The organism is Synechococcus sp. UW179A (assembly GCF_900473965.1).
In the GTDB taxonomy this organism is placed as follows: domain Bacteria; phylum Cyanobacteriota; class Cyanobacteriia; order PCC-6307; family Cyanobiaceae; genus Synechococcus_C.
In genome coordinates, this window is record NZ_UCNJ01000023.1 from 17,311 (window position 1) to 34,894 (window position 17,584).

Genomic DNA, 17,584 nt, shown 5'->3' on the forward strand with positions numbered 1-17,584 from the left:
TAGCTCACCATGTCTGAACCTTTACACGTCCCATTGGCTTCGCATAGATCCTGAGCAATTTCTCAGTCCTATGTCCTGCCACTGCCGCCAAATCAGCAGGACTATTCCAAATCGCTAGAAAACAACTCAGAAACGCGTACCTTTGGACATAAAGACTCTTTGGAGGTCGCCACACGCCGCTGAGATCGCTTCCAGGCCTTCTCTAACCTCTCTAACCCTGAGTCATACAGATGTCATTAAGGCTTCGACTTCATAAACACCAAGAAGTCTTTCGTATTCAGTCCCAGTACTGCTCCGTATCTCTGTGCTGCCTGGACACCGTGACGGATGACTGACTCAACGGAAACATACGAGCATTTCATGTCTTGGTATCTGACAACAACCGTTGAACTTATTGAACCTCAATGGATTCTTGAACTTCGCTCTGCATTATCTAGCACCTCTCAAAAATTAAAAATATAAAAACCTGAAGGGCTTTGAAGCAGTATGGCGTCAGAGACCGAGTTCCAGCTACCTTCTGGCTTTTGAAGTCTAAAGAATCCCGAACATGCTTAGATAGTTCCTTCATCACTTCAACGATAACGAGCGATCGGCACTCGCCGCTTCGCGCATTGCGAAAAGACGAACAAGATCGCAGAGATCGATAATCCAATAATTATAATAAGAGGCTCAACTGGTAATCCGCTGTTGCCCAGAACAACATCGAAACTCGATAGGTGATTCACTGACCCAAACTTGCTGCGAATTTTACCCGTGAGATCAATGGGATATGGTGCAGTGTTGAGCTGGGGAAAGCCTAGAGAATGCGACGAAATGATCAAACGGCAAAGAGCGAAGTGCAGGAGAAGACTGGAAAGAAACTGAACGTGACCTAACAAGCGGCTTGAGTATGGCTAAAAGCATGACTAGCGCATAGCTCAAACACTGTAGATTGCACTCCAGACAAGACACAAACACTCAGAAGATCAAAGGATCATTCAGGATCTCTTATCCACTAGGCGACATCGAAAGTGCTTACAGACTTGCCAACAACATCTCTAGAACGAACCCGAAAGTCCGTTTCCATGGAAGTTCGCTAACTAATCACTCCAGACTATTGGACAAGCCTAAAAGGCTAAACAATGCTTACAAAAACTCATTAGCTAGAGACCATCTATACAGAAAAAAGAAGATACAGTAAATAATTTTGAACATTCACCAAATAATACAAAGCAATAAAAACTATGAATCCATTTTAGTCGTTACCCAGAATAACGCACCAGCAATCTTGAATAAGGCTCAAGCATCGTAGTACAGGCACAATTAAGCTGCATAGTATATATCGGAAAGAATAAACGCTCGATGCAAAACACAATGCCACACAGCACCAGAGAAGGGATCAAGACAAAATAAAAACACGAGCGATAAGAGCAGCTGATATGTTGACGAGGTAAGGTAAAGGAATAGATGAAGAAAAGCCAAAATAGCTTAAAATAATGGAAATCTTGAGAAGCAAATGACAGGATTTGGAAGGCTAAGAGCCGACAACAACACAAAAGCCCAAAGGGAAAAATCACAGGCAAAAGAAGTACTAAAAAAGGCACATAATGAATATAAAAATGGGCGCCTAAAAACCACGAAGGCACTACTAGAACAGATAATAAAAACAAATCCGGAAAACAGTTACGCACTGGGATTTCTTGCCTCAACAGAAAAAGCACTCGGGAACAAAGGAGCGGCTATAAAACTTTTTGAGCAGTCAATTAAAATCAACAAGGACAACCCAGATATCCTCCACAACTATGCCGGGCTACTAAAAAAAGATGACCCAGACAAAGCCATAAGAATGTCCGATAGGGCTGTTGCAATCTCACCTGATAACTTTAATTACCTAGAAAGAAATGGATTTCTAAAATGGAAAAAAGGAGACCTAGAAAATGCGCTAAATGCAACAATCAAGGCAGTAAAGCTTAATCCATATGCAATTAATGCCCATATGAATCTAAGTGGAATCTACAAAGAACTTGGAGATCTTGATCAAGCTTTATCCTCAACAATAAAATCACTCGAAATCAAACCCGATAACGCCGATGCACTCATCAATCTAAGTGGCATCTACAAAGGGCTTGGCAATCTCGACCTCGCATTATCCTCCATCCTTAAATCACTCGAAATCAAGCCTGACGAACCGATCGCACTCACAAACCTAGGGAGCATCTATCAAGAGTTAGGAAACTTTGAGAAAGCACTGGCTCCAACAATCAAATCCCTAAATCTAAAAACTGATAACCCAAATGCATACATAAATCTAGGCCTCATTCACAACGGGCTTGGTAATTTAGAACAGGCCCATACTTACGCTCAAAAATCCCTAGAGTTACAGCCCAACTCATCAAAAACATTGTACTTAATTGGCAAGATTAGAATGGCGGAGGGTAATGTGAAAGAGGCAAAGAAAGCCCTATTGGATGCAATCGACAGCAACCCAAGCGAAAGCGCAGCATACTATGAATTAAGTGTCATGATATCGACAACAGAAGAAGCAGTAGAACTCTTGAAAATAGCAAAATCAATAGAAATGAAAAAATTAGACCCTAAGAACAAAATGTTTGCACAATTCACCTTATCCAACTGTTTTCACACCATAGAAGACTTCAAGTCAGCCTCTCAACATCTAAAAATAGCTAACGAATACAAATTATCAGTACACCCTTCTAACGTCAATCAACTAAAGAATTTAATAGAGAAGAATTTTACACAAAAAACATACACAAGCAAAGTGCAAATTAATACTCAATGCGGCAAAGGTAGAATATTTATTGTTGGAATGCCACGAAGCGGTTCCACGCTTCTGGAAACAATATTAAGCACCAACCCTGACATCCAAGACTTGGGAGAAGTTAGATCACTAGCCAAGGCAATTCGCAATTTTCAAGAACATACAAAAAACAATTTGAACAAGCCAAACTTATGCGAATTGTACTCGCAGCAAATACCATTAAGGAGCAATAAATTAAAATACACAGTGGACAAAAATCTCTATAATTTTATTTATACCGGGTGGATTATCCATCACATGCCATCGGCCAAAATCATTCACTGCCGCAGGCACCCAATGGATAACATACTATCAATGTATAGAAGCAATCTATTGGCTGGAAACAACTACACCTCTAACCTGCAGGACACAGCAAGAATACTAATCATGCAGGAAATATTAATGCAAAATTATAAAGAAATACACCCTCAAAGCATATTCTCATTCGACTATGACGAATTCGTCAGGGAACCAAAGACTCAACTTTTAAAGCTTCTCGAGTGGCTGAATTTAGAATATAACGAAAGTTACCTTCACCCCGAAAACAGCAAAAGAATAGTTAGCACAGCAAGCGTGATGCAAGTAAGAAAACCTATTAGCAACAAATCGGTGGGTGGATGGAAAAACTATAAAAAACTACTCAAGCCTGCACAGAATATTCTCGATGCGGCAGGCATCTTCAAGACTAACCTCAAATAAATCATCAACTTATAGAAAACTTTACAGCTCAAGATTTGTCAAAAACACAACCTATTAAGACCAAAGGAAACCATGACTAGCACAAAACATTCGAAACCACTTAATTCATCATTACAACCGTAGGCCATGTAAAACACTAGCTTTCGAAAACTTAGCTTGCATAAACAAAATTTACTCAAAGGAGTACAAACATCAGCGCAACCCAATGGGAAATAACTAGAAACCTCGTCAAGCAGCTACTCAATCTTATTCTTGAGAACCTACCCATTCTGAAGTGTCGGAAATGTAAAAAGTCAGTAAGAGCAAGGCGGCCTACAGCCTAATTCAATTATATAAATAAAAGTAAGCATATTTGCCTGATCAAACAACCAGAACTCCTGAATTGGCGATCAGGAAAAATAGTGACCTACGTCAAAACCTGAGCGTCGTACAACAATAATCACAGATGAATTATAATGAGTAAACATAGACGAAATTGACAAGAACACAAATCCATAGAACTCATGCTCACAGACTAGCCACTAATATCACAAGGGTGGTTAACTGTATGTAACGAAGCACTGAATTAGCGGTGAAAACAAAAAGCAAGTGAAGCGGTAAGGTGAGAAACATAAAAAAGTAAAATGTTTCTAAAAGTTGACGGAAGACGTCAAAAAATCAAAGGTCGAAACACGGTAAAATAAATGAGTGATAATGGTGCAAAGAGCTAGTGAACCAAATAACCATCGAGAAACTCTTATTCGCTGGATGCCATGAGGATTGCCTAAAAGAATGCCAAAACCTCCTCAAAACAGACCCCGAAAACTGTTTTGCTTGGAAGTATGCCGGCAAATCGCTACTTGCTCTAGGTCAATTAGAGAATGCAAAACAATGCCTTTTAAAAGCCAACCAGCTCGACAACTACGATCCTGAAATTGCGAAAGACATTGGCAACATCTATTTAAATCTAAGAAACAAAGATGCAACATACGAATGGTATAATAAGGCTCTTAAAATAAATGCTAAATATGCCCCAGCCATTAATAATCTTGCAAGTCTTTCCGCGCAGGATGGCAATGATAAGGAAGCGATTAATCTTTACAAAAATGCCATCAAAAGCAACCCTACACTAACTCAGGCATACATTGGAGCAGCGGCATGTTGCCTTAAACTTGCAGACTGCGAACAAGCAGAGTTATTCGCGAACCAAGCCCTAGCAATTGATGAGGCCTCACCAGGCGCCAACGAAATGCTCGGGATCATCTTTCAAAAAAAAACAAACACTGAGCAAGCAATTAAGTATTACCAAAATGAATTAAAAGTCAATCCACAGGCAAACAACTCGCTTCTTAATCTTGGACAACTTTTTTTACAGAAAGGTAATGTAATAGGAGCGATTAAATCGCTTGAAAAAGCATCAGACATTGCTCCAAGTCAAGAATGTTCACTTCTATTAGCACAAGCATATCAAAATAATGGGCAGCTAAAAGAAGCAATAACTGAGTATAAAAAAGTGAGTTTTCATCAATCAAACAACAAGCTAGTTCCATTCAATTTGGGTCTATGCTTATTAAATAATGGTCAGAATAATGCCGCAATAGAAGCATTCCAAAAAGCAATTCGACTCGACGAAAACTTTACTCCTGCATGGGGATATATAGGAAATGCCCTGAAAAACGAAGGGCACTATGAGGAAGCCCTTAAAGCAACTCAAAAAGTTTTGGAAATAGAGCCCGAAAACTCAATAGCCCACATGAACATGGGCAGTATCTATAAAGATTTCGGTAAATACAATGAAGCAATATCTTTCACACTTAGATCACTCAAGCTGAACCCTGAAAACCCAGATACGCTCATGAACCTTGGAAGCATTTACAAAGAAGCAGGTAATTTTAATCAAGCTCTATCTTACACTCTCCAGTCACTCAAACTAAGGCCAGACAACCCTGTTGCCCATATAAACCTAGGCAGCATCTACAAAGAACTTAGGGACTTAGATCAAGCCCTGTCATGTACTCTCAAATCACTGGAGCTGGATCCCGATAATCCTAACGCCTACATGAGCCTGGGGATCATCTACAAAGAACTTGGTAACTTAGACCAAGCTCTTGCCTCAACTCTCAAATCACTCAAACTTAAGCCAGATCAACCTAATACACTCGTCAATTTGGGCATTATCTACAAAGAGTTCAACAAACCAGAACAAGCTTTATCCTCATTGCTCAAGTCACTAGAACTCAAACCTGACAACCCCGATGCCCACATGATTCTGGGAATCCTCTACGAGGAACTCGGTAACCTTGATCAAGCTCTTGACTCAACTCTCCAATCAATCAAGCTCAAACCAGATAACCCCAAAACCCACAAGCACTTGGGCGGCATATACAAAAATCTCGGCAACCTTGATCAAGCTCTTGCCTCAACTCTTAAATCACTCGAAATCAAACCCGATGACACCGATACGCTTATCAATCTAAGTTGCATACACCATGCACTTGGCAACTTCGACCTGGCTTTATCCTTCATCCTAAAGTCTCTCAAAATCAGGTCGGACGAACCTACCGCACTGATAAACCTAGGGACCATTTACTATGAGTTAGGAAACTATGAGAAGGCTCTATCTACCACAATCAAATCGCTAGAATTAAAAAGTGATAACCCCAATGCTTTCATCAATCTAAGCCTAATTCATAAAGGGCTAGGCAATCTTGACCAAGCCCTTACTTATACTCTGAGATCACTAGAAATAGAACCCAGCTCTTCAAGGGCATTTTATTCACTTGGTCGAATTAGAATGGCGCAGGGCGATCTTAAAGAGGCAAAGAAAGCACTGGTTAATGCAATTAAAAGCGACCCATTAGAAGCAGCGGCATACTATGAATTAAGCATTATGATATCAACAACAAAAGAAGCCGAAGAACTCTTGCAAATGACAAAATCGATTGCGATGGACAAATTAACTCCCATGAGCAAAGCATATGCGCAATTCACCTTGTCCAACTGTTTTCACGCCATCAAAGACTACGACTCAGCCTCTAAACATTTACAAATGGCAAACCAGTGCAAACTATCAGTATATCCATCTAACGCCAATCAACTTAGGCAGTTGATAGAGAAGCATCTTCCACAATCAACATACCTAAACAAAGCACAAATTAATGCCCAATGCGGGAAGAGTAGGATATTCATTGTTGGAATGCCTAGAAGCGGCTCCACGCTTCTGGAGGGAATATTAAGCATCAACCCTGAGATCCAAGACTTAGGAGAAGTAAAATCACTAGAGCACGCAATTCACAGCGTTCAAAAACATCCGGAAAACGATTCGAATAATCCAAGTTTGGACGATCTGTACTCGCAGCAACAACCATTCAATAACCATAGAATCAAATATACAGTGGACAAACAACTCTATAACTTTATGTATGTTGGATGGATAAACCATTGCATGCCATCATCCAAAATAATTCACTGCCGGAGAAACCCAATGGACAATATCCTATCAATGTATAGAAGCAATCTCACGGCTGGCAACAATTACACGGCAAGTTTAAAAGATTCAGCAAAACTACTTATAGCTCAAGAGCAGGCTATGCAAATCCAAAAGAACAGATGCACTGAAAATATATTCACTTTTAATTACGACCAATTCGTCAACGCGCCTAAAGAGAATCTATCTAAACTTCTGGAATGGCTAGACTTAGAATTTAACGAAAACTATCTTCACCCTGAAAAAAGAAAAACAAACGTCAATACAGCTAGTGTTATGCAAGCAAGAAAACCTATTAACAATAAATCTGTAGGAGGCTGGAAAAACTATGAAAAACTGCTGAGACCTGCTAAGAGAATTTTAGAAGAAAGTGGGATTCAGATAGAATAAATCGAGGTTCAAGCATTCAAAACAAACACCTTGCTTATAAATTTGATCTGCAGAAAATTATCAATACTAGAGGTAAGTCGTTCCACTGGGTGAACCATAAAACAACACGAATATTGACTGACAATTAAAGATTAACGGTCTTTAGTCTGTCTAACCATTTCGACGTCTTTACCCTAGCCACCTTGGCTGCGCATAAGTCCTGAACAGCTCCTAAACAGGATATACTTCTACTACTGCCCAATTAGCAGGACTGTTCCCAAGCATGAGGACATGGTTCAAAAACGAATAACGCTAAGCATACAAACGAATTGGAGTTAGTCCCGCCCGCTGCTGCGAACGCTTCTAGTCTTTCTCTAACCCAGACTCATACATATGAATCTTGTACCTGTGATCACAAACAACAAGCCATGATTCATGTTCAGACCCAAATATTGCATCGTCTTCATGTGCTGCCTAAGCACCTCGACAACCTGCTGAAGAAATGAAATCTCAAACGCCTTGCCTATCTCGATCCCTGAATAAAACCTTTTATGCGTGAAAATACCATCACGCCTCAGGGACTTGCTGATCAACAAGTCCTCCTCTTCAAGACGGACACAGTCCCAGGTCAGACCAATGACTTCTACATTCCTCAACCGTGTGACCAGCCACAAGGCAAAGCAGGGTTAAAACCACTCCTCATTGCATCTGAGATCGTCCAACACCTCCTTGATCTCATCCCTACTAAGCCCCTCCTCTTCGACTGACCTTGCTAGCACCTTCACCTGGACCAATCGCAATGCCTTATTGCCTGGTTGCACAGAGCGAATCGTGCTGAGGATTGTGGACTGGGTGGATGCCGCCAAACCCTCTGCATTCATCCACTCGAGAAAGCGATCAACCTCAGCCTTGGTCCTGATCGGCAAACCAAACCGCTGCACCACCCGATAGGCATGAGTGACCCTTGCTTGCCTCTTCTCCTGTGCCAATGACCTGAGGGCATCTAGTAAATGCTGATCTCGTCCATCGATCAATGGGCGGTATCGATTCAGGTAAAGACTAGATCTCCGTGAGGGGCATGACGGCAGATCTCGGCACAGATGGCTTGCTATCTGTCATGAGTTATGGATTGTGGTCCCATAAAAACCGTGAGAAGCCTTGAGCGATTCCCTGAGTCCAAGACAACGAAATAACCTCACAAACCGCAGCATCCCAAGCAAATAAAACCTAAATCAAATTTTTAACGTTATCGGCAACAAATCTGTAGTCACAGGCAGCTTCAACTGGTCACCCTCAGCCGTGAGATGGATCGAATGTTGCGCAGTGCGGGGTTGAGGATCACTCCACGAATCCAACGCAAACTTGAGCGTCAAAAGATCAGATGCGAGGATTGGGTGGTGGAAGCCTGAAATAGCTTAAGCGATGGCTTATCATTAACTCAAATTTCAAGATAAAGATGACAGGCTTTAGGAATCCAAAAAGTGATAAGAAGAGGGAAAATACTCCACAGATTGATGGAGAAACTCTTCTCGATAGAGCAATTAATTACCATGCGAGAGGTGATCTAGCAAATGCGGAGAAGCACTACAGAGAAGCTATTGGTTTTGGACTCTCCAATGTCGCACTGTATTCAAATTTAGGTGTTATTTGCAAAAGAAGTCAGCGCACAGAAGAAGCAATAGCTCTGTACAAAAAAGCCATACAAATAAATCCTCATTACCCAGACGCGTACACAAACTTGGGAAGCTTATACAAAGGTCTAGGCAATCTTGATCAGGCGCTTGCCTCCACACTCAAATCCCTAGAGATCAAGCCCGATGAACCCACTACCCTCATGAATTTAGGCAGCATCTACCTAGATCTCGGCAATCTTGATCAGGCTCTTGCTTCCACTCTCAAATCACTAGAGCTAAATCCTGCTAACCCAGATGCCCTCATCAACCTGGGCGGCATCTACAAAGGTCTCGGCAACCTTGATCAAGCTCTTGCCTCCACTCTCAAATCAATAGAGCTCAAGCCTGATAATCCCGATGTCCACATGAATCTGGGCGGCATCTACAAAGACCTCGGCAAACTTGATCGAGCTCTTGCCTCCACTCTCAAATCAATAGAGCTCAATCCTGATAACCATACGTCCCACATGAACCTGGGCGGCATCTACAAAGACCTCGGCAACCTTGATCAAGCTCTTGCCTCCACTCTCAAATCAATAGAGCTCAAGCCTGATAACCCCACTGCCCACATGAACCTAGGAATCACATATGAAATATTAAGCGAACTAGATAGTGCCTTGCAAAGCTATACACAATCAGCGAAGCTCATCGAGCAGCACAAAGAGGAAAGCAGTTTAACAAGTTTGATCAATACATCAATAACACTCTTGCAAATGAACAGGATAGATGATGCAAAAAAGCCCTATCAAACGCATTGGGAATATCGCTTAACAAGAAAGTATCCCTAAAGCCGAGCTCAATAAAAAACAAAAAGCATAACTATACTTACCTTTCTTATCTAAGCAAGCTGATTCCTGAGATACCACGCATAGACTGTTCTGCAGAATATCAGATCCTTCATCTTGGAGAAAGCCATTGCCTAACATTTACGAATCAGATAATTGAGCTAAAAGGGAAGAGATGTATTATAAAACCTTCTCTAATCAAAGGCGCAAAGGCTTTTCATCTGAGCGAAGAGCAAAGAGCTAATCCCCACAAAATGGGATTTGAAAAGCGCTTACAGCAAAATCTTGATGTCTATGAACATATTTTTCTATCGTTTGGAGAAATCGATTGCAGAGCAGATGAAGGGATTCTCTTGCATTGCAAGAAAACTAGAAAAGACATTCAAGATATCTCCAAGACAACCGCAACCAAATATTTTAAATGGACAGCAACTTCTCTTGCAAAATACAAGGATAAACTTGTCTATTTTGGAACGCCAGCACCATTCAAGGCTGCCCAAAACAGCGAAGAATCCTCAGAAAACAATGCACAAAGGCTTCTTGCCGTAACAGCCTTCAATACTACCCTTGCGAAACAATGCCAGGAGTCAGGCTCCTTATTCGCGGATGTATACAAGTTAACAGCAGGCAAAGATGGCTACAACAATAATGATTGGATGATTGACTCATTCCATCTTAAGCCCGAAGCCTTAAATGAATTAATCAAAAACCTTCAATTCTAAACTCTCTTGTCACACACAATTACAGCTTATACTTTTCTCGCAATCGCAAGACATGCAGACGAAGCTTCTCCGTAGAAAGATCAATCAAAAGTCCCCCGAGGATAGCGATACGACGGTCACATAAATGGCTGGTGGGCAATCACCAAAAAGACGAACCTCATTGTTGACTATACAAATGCTGCAGACAGCGACAAATCATTCTCATACAAGCAGATCAAAGTAATCATGTAAATCTTTTCTTATTCTCCGAGGCATAAAACATTGCTACTGCCTCATTAGCAATGAGATCTACTGATCCATAACGAGAGTCCTTTCTCAGCATCTCCTTGAGAATAGCGTTACTCTTCTTATCTAGCTTGAAATTCATCGTCTTGGAAAGTGCTTTAAGTAAAGGTCTTCCATTGCCATCTTGTAGCAACCAGACCTTGTAAGCCTAGTCTTACGCATCAAGGCTTCCTACCTCTGACAAAAAGCATTTACTTCTCGTCGATTAAAGGAGACATTAGTAGAGGGAATCTTAGTGATGTACATAGTTATTGAAAAGGAAATGTAGTGATCTCGGTTGATCCTGGATCAAAGTGAACTCAAGAGAGTGAAGCCTCTTGCTTCATGCACACTTGACTTCTTGAAAGCAGTTAAATCTATTTATATGTTTTCAACCTTAAAACCAATCACTTTTGAAGCAAGAAGTACTCCAAAGCGGACTTAAAAGCGGTTAATGTAGAAACAGTATGGCGTCTACGAATGAAAACTGCCAAAACACTGCTGTGACGGAGCGTGATGAGCTATATCAAGGGATGCGTAAACGTTGAAGATCTGATGTAGCCATCTCGCTGTGCTGATTGGTCAAGCAATCGAAACGCTGGGAAGAAAGCGTGGATTCAACGGAGTAATTTAGGAAACGCTGGTATTACCATTTCACGAAAAGAGTCTGGTTTCTAGATTTTTGATCAGCACATAAACCGGTGGAACAACCAGCAATGACAACGTCATGCCCATTAGAAGGCCGCCAAAAACAACTGTGCCGATGGCTTGCTGAGCACTGGCTCCGGCATTTTGTGCAACAACAAGAGGGAAGAAGCCAGCAAGAGAGGCGACTGAAGTCATCAAGATGGGCTGAAGCCTTGCTTTTCCTGCCTCTGCAGCGGCGAAAACAATCTCTGCACCAGCCGACACTCGTTGCTCTGCAGCTTCGACAACAAGAATAGAATTTTTAGCAGCAAGACCAATCAGCATCAAGAGGCCTATCTGAACGAAAACATTCACATTCATCGAACGTACTTCGAGAAACACGAGGCTGCCGAGTATGGCAATCGGAACGGTGATCATGATCACTGTTGAAATGATATAACTTTCATATTGAGCGGACAGCACCAGAAAAACAGTCAACGCGGCCATCACAAACAGGAAAAGGATTTGGCGACCAGATGTTTCCTGAACCCTGGACACACCAGTAAATTCATAACCAATATCCTTGTAACCAAGAGAAGCGAAAACATCTTTGACAGCCTTAATCGCCTGCCCCGTTGAATACCCCGAGTTGGGAACAGCCTGAAACGTGATAGAGCGGTTGAAATTAAAATGATCAATCTGCCCAGGATTGGTCACTAAGTCATAGCTAGCAATCTCTTTAACACTAACATAATCTCCGTTGGAATTTTTGATGCCATAATTCATCAATTCATCAATCGTGCTTCTTTCCTTGGGTTGACTGATAACAACAACATCCTTCGGACCTCCATCCAAGGAGGTCTGAACAATACGTTTACTGCCAGCATAAGTACCGATTGTATTAACGACATCTTTATAGCTAAGATTAAGAGATCCAAGCAAAGAACGATCGATGTTAATTTGATAAGACGGATTGTCGGGAGAAAACCGGGTTTGAATGCTTTGAATTGAAGGATCCTGTGAAGCTTTAGCCAAAAACTGTTGCGTCAACGCGTAAAACTCATCAATCGAATAACGACCGTTACTTTCGTCGGTCAAAGCAACCGTCAAAGAAGAATTCTCACCAAAACCAGTAATCATTGGTAGTTGAAACAACTGAGGGGGATATCTTGTAGGTAATGCTGCAAGTACTGCTGAGAGATTTGAAGATATTTTTTCGATTTTTTGGCTTAACTGACGACGCTGATCCAAAGGCAACAATTGTAGATATAAAAATGAATAGTCCAAAGTGGTATCGATAACCACAAAATCCTCAATACCCGATAGCTTTTTATCTTTTTCTCTATTGAGCAAGTTTCTAGCCTCGCTGCTCACAGGTCCATAGGCTGTAATCGATGCTCCTGGATTAAGTTGATATGCACCCGACAAAACATTCATATCTTCTTGAGGAATAAAGCCAACAGGGATGATATTGAATAAATAGAGTGTGGCGAGAGCAAGAGGTACAAGAGAAACGCAAACAAGTTTTCTTTTTTTCAAAAACCAGCCCAATAATTTCTCATAGGCAGATTCAAATTTTGAATAAAATTGATTAAAACCATTAAAGACAGACTCTAACTTCAGACCAATGAAAGCAAAAAGGGCGGCACTGATCGGTAGAGCAAGGTTTCCAAAACTCGCCTTCGTGAAATAACCCATCAAGAGTCCAACACCAGCACCAAAAGTTGCTGTAATCCACGATGGCATCGACTCCATTCGCCCTGGACGAAGAAATAGTGCAGACATCATCGGTGAGAATGTCAGGGCATTAAATGTTGATATTGCAATCGAGCAGATGATCGCAACTGCAAACTCAATATAGATATTGCCAATGGGACCACTGACCAACGTAACAGGGAGAAACAAAGAAATCAGCACTAGAGAGGTGGATATAATCGCTCCAAACAATTCATTCATGGATGCAAAAGCAGCTTCTATGGAAGACATTCCCTTTTGAATATTGGCTGTTACTGACTGAACAACAAGTATGGCATCATCGACAACTAGCCCCGTCGCCAGAACCAAAGCGGTCATGGTCAAAAAATTCAACGTGAATCCAAAAAGTTGCAAAAAGGCAAATGTTCCCACGATCGATATCGGTATTGCTAATCCAGGGATGAGGATCGTGCGCCAATTTTGCAAAAACAACAACAAAATAAGAATAACTAAAGTGATTGCCAATCCCAACGCATCAAATACATTTGAAATCGAATCTAAAATAAAGGATTTTCGATCATTGAATTGTACAACTTTGATTCCAGGGGGAGCCGTAGATTTAAATTTTTGAATGAGCTGATCGATCTGCTCACCGACCTCAACAGCATTACTTCCGGACTGAAGATTAACTTCGATAAACACCCCGGGATAACCACTACTTGACAAGATAGAGCTTTCAGGACTGGCAATATATTGAACATTACCAATATCTTTAACCCGGAGAACTGCTCCAGTAGTCAATCGTTTAAGAACAATATCTTCAAATTCTCCTATTGATTGAATGTAGCCACTATCCTCAATCATGACTGAATAGTTATATGTGGAGGGATCTCCAACACGACTGGCTCCAACAGTTCCACCAGAAGCAGGGAAGTTCTGAGTAATGATCTGACTGTCTACTTCATCAATACTTAATCCATAAGCACGAACTAAGTTTGGGTCGATTGAAATCTGAAATACAGGTTTTGGTGGAAATAAAGTTAACTTGCCTACTCCATCAATCAATTGAAGTTGCTTTTGCAATTGATCCTTAGCCAAAGAATTGAGGTAGGCAGCATCATATTGACCTTTAGTTGATGTAATTAAGTAAGAACTAATAGTTGTATCTGTTGTCTGCGAAATAGTAATCCCTAGGCTTTGAGTTTCTGCAGGTAAATTCGACTTGGCCTGTTGAATACGATTCTGAACATCCAATGATGCTGTATCGGCAGAAGTGTCAGGATCTAAATGCAGCGTGATAGAAGTTGAACCAGCACTGGATGTTGAAGTGATGTAATCGACTCCAGGAGTATCTGACAAAATATCTTCAAGTTGCTGTGTAATGGAAAGTTCAACAAATGACGCATTACCGCCTGGATAGGGTGCAGTCACAACAATTTGAGGTTGTGCGATATTGGGCAGAAAGTCAATTGGCAACCTGCCAAGAGAAATAAACCCAAGGATAAAGATCACCAGACTGCAGACACTGGTGAGGACTGGTCTTGAAATGAAGCGATCAGATAGAGACATTTATAAATCGAGATTACTTAGAAGATTTAATTGATACAGGTGTGCCATTAGCAAGTACCGTTGATCCACTAGTTGGAATCAAATCACCAACTTTTAAGCCTGACAAAACAGGAAAATAATCATCCTGCAAGTTACCAAGTTTTAGTGGTGTATTAACAGCAATCAAGGTAGTTGAAGGCAGCGTAGACATTGATTTTTTTTGTTGAGGATTGACATCTGCATTCTTCAAAAAAGATTGAATTGGAATGAGTTTATAGGTGTAGGGTTGTTGGGCTTTAAATAAAACTGCCGTAGCAGGCACGCCAGGATGACGCTGATTTCCAATCATAATCTTGGAGCGAATTAACTGCCCAGGGCGAAGACCTGCTTTTTCGTTAACAAACACTGCTCTAACCTTAAGGGTGTTCAACGCCTGGGAGTTACTACTATCGAACTCAAAATAGGGAGGAATAAAAGCAATTTCACCCTCACCAATGACATCCCTTTTTGACTCATCAAGCATTTTTACTTGTTGACCTAGCTTGATTTTGCTTGCTTGCAATGCAGGAACAGAAAGGTCAATGGACAGATTTTCATTATTAACAACAAAAAAACTACTATTACCTTGCTCGAAGTATTGGCCGGGGTTGACACCACTTAAATCTCCGACAATGCCATTAATAGGTGATCGTATTGATCTCCTACCGAGAGCTTCCTGTTTTGCGACTAAATTGCTATTTTTGCCAATTGCAGTTACTCTGGCTTCTTCTGCCGACTCCTTTGACTCTGCGCCTTTTTCAAACAACCACTGTACGCGCTTGGCGTGTAAATCAGCTTCTTTAAATTGGGCCTGAGCAGTTTTGAATTCAGCAATTTCTTGCGCATTATCAAGCACAACCAGAACCTGGCCACTCGTTACAGGGTCACCTTCTTTGACGAATACTTTAGTAATCAAGCCACTGACTTGTGGCGTGAGCCGTATATAGCCAGGATTGGTCAAAGTTCCCTCAGCTTCAATCACTTTAGCAAAATCACGGGTTTGAATCCTCGTCACATCGACCGGAAAAGCCTGAGGAGCTGAACTTTTAGTTTGGCAACTTGCCATCAGGCAGCTAAGCCCGCATATAAAGCCAACCTTGACTGCTAATCGAATTTTGGAGCGGATGTTCGTAGGCAAAATTGAATAACTAATTTTGCCAAAGCCTAGCTCTTCAATCTGCTTTTACGTTATTCATCAACAAGTATTGCACGAGGTTAGCGCTTGCCAACAAAAAGCAAGATTGTTAATTAAGACCAGCTCTTTGATTTGACCACAGGCTGAATCAATTTTCAAATGTCTGCTCCTGACACTAGAAAATCCTATAAATTGCGTAATTAATGGTATGAGGTTTATTGTGCAGAAACCACTGAACTAAACCGCTCGTGCCCGAATGATGCCCAAGTGCGTATCAGTTGCACGCTGCCCGTTAACGCATTGTTGATTAGTTTAATAGGGAATCACACTTTCATGCTGCGCACGATCACCCAACCGTTAGCTTTTTTAATCAAAAACAATCTCTCTCATCTAAATCTCATTCAACTCACACTCAAAGATACCTGGATCAGGCATTGATTTATGAAAGACACATCCGGTGAATCCTCTGCTGAAGAGCTAGTTGAGCAACCTTATAAGTATGGGTTTGTCACAGAGATTGAAGAGGAAAAGATCCCAAAAGGGATTGATGAAGACGTCATTCGCTTAATCTCGGCCAAAAAAGAAGAGCCGGATTTCATGCTTGAATTTCGACTAAAAGCCTATCAGCACTGGCTATCTCAAGATGAACCTGACTGGGCAAAGCTAGGATATCCACAGATCGATTATCAAGACATTATTTATTATGCGGCACCTAAAACAAAAGAAAAAAAGCGAAGTCTTGAAGAAGTTGACCCTGAACTCCTAGATACATTCAGCAGACTAGGAATTCCTCTGAGTGAACAAAAAAGATTAGGAAATGTCGCTGTGGACGCTGTATTCGATAGCGTTTCGATTGCAACAACATTCAAAGACAAGCTGGCTGAACATGGCGTAATCTTTTGCGGCTTTGCAGAAGCCGTAAAAGAACATCCTGAACTTGTGAAAAAATACCTTGGCACTGTCATTCCCAGCAACGATAATTTCTTCTCTGCCTTAAACGCATCAGTATTTAGCGACGGCACTTTCGTTTACATCCCCAAGGGCGTGGAATGTCCTATGGAGCTTTCTTCTTATTTTCGGATTAACTCCGGAGATGCAGGACAGTTCGAACGCACCCTGATCGTGGCGGAAGAAGGTGCTTCAGTTAGTTATCTCGAGGGCTGCACCGCTCCGATGTTTGATACCAACCAGCTGCATGCCGCCGTGGTTGAACTGATTGCACTTGACGATGCCTCCATCAAATACTCCACTGTTCAAAACTGGTATCCAGGTGACGAGAACGGCGTTGGCGGCATCTACAACTTCGTGACCAAACGTGGACAGTGCCGTGGCGCCAGAAGCTGCATCAGCTGGACCCAGGTGGAGACTGGTTCAGCGATCACCTGGAAATACCCCAGTTGCGTTTTGATCGGTGAGGATTCCGTTGGTGAATTTTATTCCGTCGCCTTAACACATCATCTTCAACAGGCAGATACCGGCACAAAAATGATTCATATCGGTCCACATACACGCTCAACCATTGTCAGCAAGGGGATCAGTGCTGGCAAATCAAGCAACAGCTATCGAGGCCTTGTTCATGTCAACCCTTCCGCGAAAGGAGCTCGCAACTACAGCCAGTGCGATTCCATGCTGATCGGAGACAACGCCAGCGCCAATACCTATCCTTACATCCATTGCCAACAGATGAATTCTGCGATTGAACATGAGGCCAGTACCTGCCGCATTTCAGAAGACCAGCTCTTCTATCTGCAGAGTCGCGGTATTG

At 41.6% G+C, this 17,584-nt stretch carries 8 protein-coding genes; 5 read left to right on the forward strand and 3 right to left on the reverse strand.

The annotated features are described in order from the left end of the window. Positions 1-1,495 precede the first annotated feature (1,495 nt). Together DXY31_RS10775 and DXY31_RS10780 are read left to right on the forward strand one after the other, a co-directional pair. Entirely contained in the window at positions 1,496-3,496 is a 2,001-nt protein-coding gene (locus tag DXY31_RS10775; RefSeq protein ID WP_114993779.1) for a tetratricopeptide repeat-containing sulfotransferase family protein, read from the forward strand. Positions 3,497-4,205: 709 nt separating this feature from the next. Further along, positions 4,206-7,352, forward strand: coding sequence for a sulfotransferase family protein (locus DXY31_RS10780; protein WP_114993780.1), 3,147 nt, complete (start codon positions 4,206-4,208; stop codon positions 7,350-7,352). 665 nt (positions 7,353-8,017) lie between these two features. Here DXY31_RS10780 and DXY31_RS10790 read toward each other — a convergent pair. Further along, a complete protein-coding gene (locus tag DXY31_RS10790) occupies positions 8,018-8,320 on the reverse strand; it encodes a hypothetical protein (protein ID WP_137024966.1) in 303 nt (100 codons plus the stop codon). A 467-nt stretch (positions 8,321-8,787) separates the two neighbouring features. Here DXY31_RS10790 and DXY31_RS10795 point away from each other — a divergent pair, with 467 nt between their 5' ends. Together DXY31_RS10795 and DXY31_RS16480 are read left to right on the forward strand one after the other, a co-directional pair. Further along, the gene (locus tag DXY31_RS10795; protein WP_114993783.1) at positions 8,788-9,792 is read left to right on the forward strand and encodes a tetratricopeptide repeat protein; all 1,005 of its coding nucleotides are present in this window, start codon (positions 8,788-8,790) and stop codon (positions 9,790-9,792) included. Beyond that, complete coding sequence (locus tag DXY31_RS16480) at positions 9,759-10,511, forward strand: hypothetical protein (protein ID WP_137024967.1); 753 nt, start codon at positions 9,759-9,761, stop codon at positions 10,509-10,511. The genes DXY31_RS10795 and DXY31_RS16480 overlap by 34 nt, the downstream gene beginning before the upstream one ends. 918 nt (positions 10,512-11,429) lie before the next feature. On the opposite strand, the gene DXY31_RS10810 is transcribed toward DXY31_RS16480, so the two are convergent. Beyond that, positions 11,430-14,666, reverse strand: coding sequence for an efflux RND transporter permease subunit (locus DXY31_RS10810; protein WP_114993786.1), 3,237 nt, complete (start codon positions 14,664-14,666; stop codon positions 11,430-11,432). Positions 14,667-14,679: 13 nt separating this feature from the next. Next, positions 14,680-15,822 (reverse strand): efflux RND transporter periplasmic adaptor subunit, encoded by a 1,143-nt coding sequence (locus DXY31_RS10815; RefSeq protein ID WP_114993787.1) that lies wholly within the window; start codon positions 15,820-15,822, stop codon positions 14,680-14,682. Between the two features lie 438 nt (positions 15,823-16,260). Between DXY31_RS10815 and sufB the strand changes: the two genes are divergently transcribed. Beyond that, positions 16,261-17,584 (forward strand): Fe-S cluster assembly protein SufB (gene sufB / locus DXY31_RS10820; protein WP_114993788.1); only part of this gene is annotated, 1,324 nt, incomplete at its 3' end.

Bases quoted from the DNA above. Each gene is read 5' to 3' on its own strand.
- DXY31_RS10775 (WP_114993779.1), top strand. From the start codon at position 1,496: ATGACAGGATTTGGAAGGCTAAGAGCCGACAACAACACAAAAGCCCAA.
- DXY31_RS10795 (WP_114993783.1), top strand. From the start codon at position 8,788: ATGACAGGCTTTAGGAATCCAAAAAGTGATAAGAAGAGGGAAAATACT.
- DXY31_RS10810 (WP_114993786.1), bottom strand. From the start codon at position 14,666: ATGTCTCTATCTGATCGCTTCATTTCAAGACCAGTCCTCACCAGTGTC.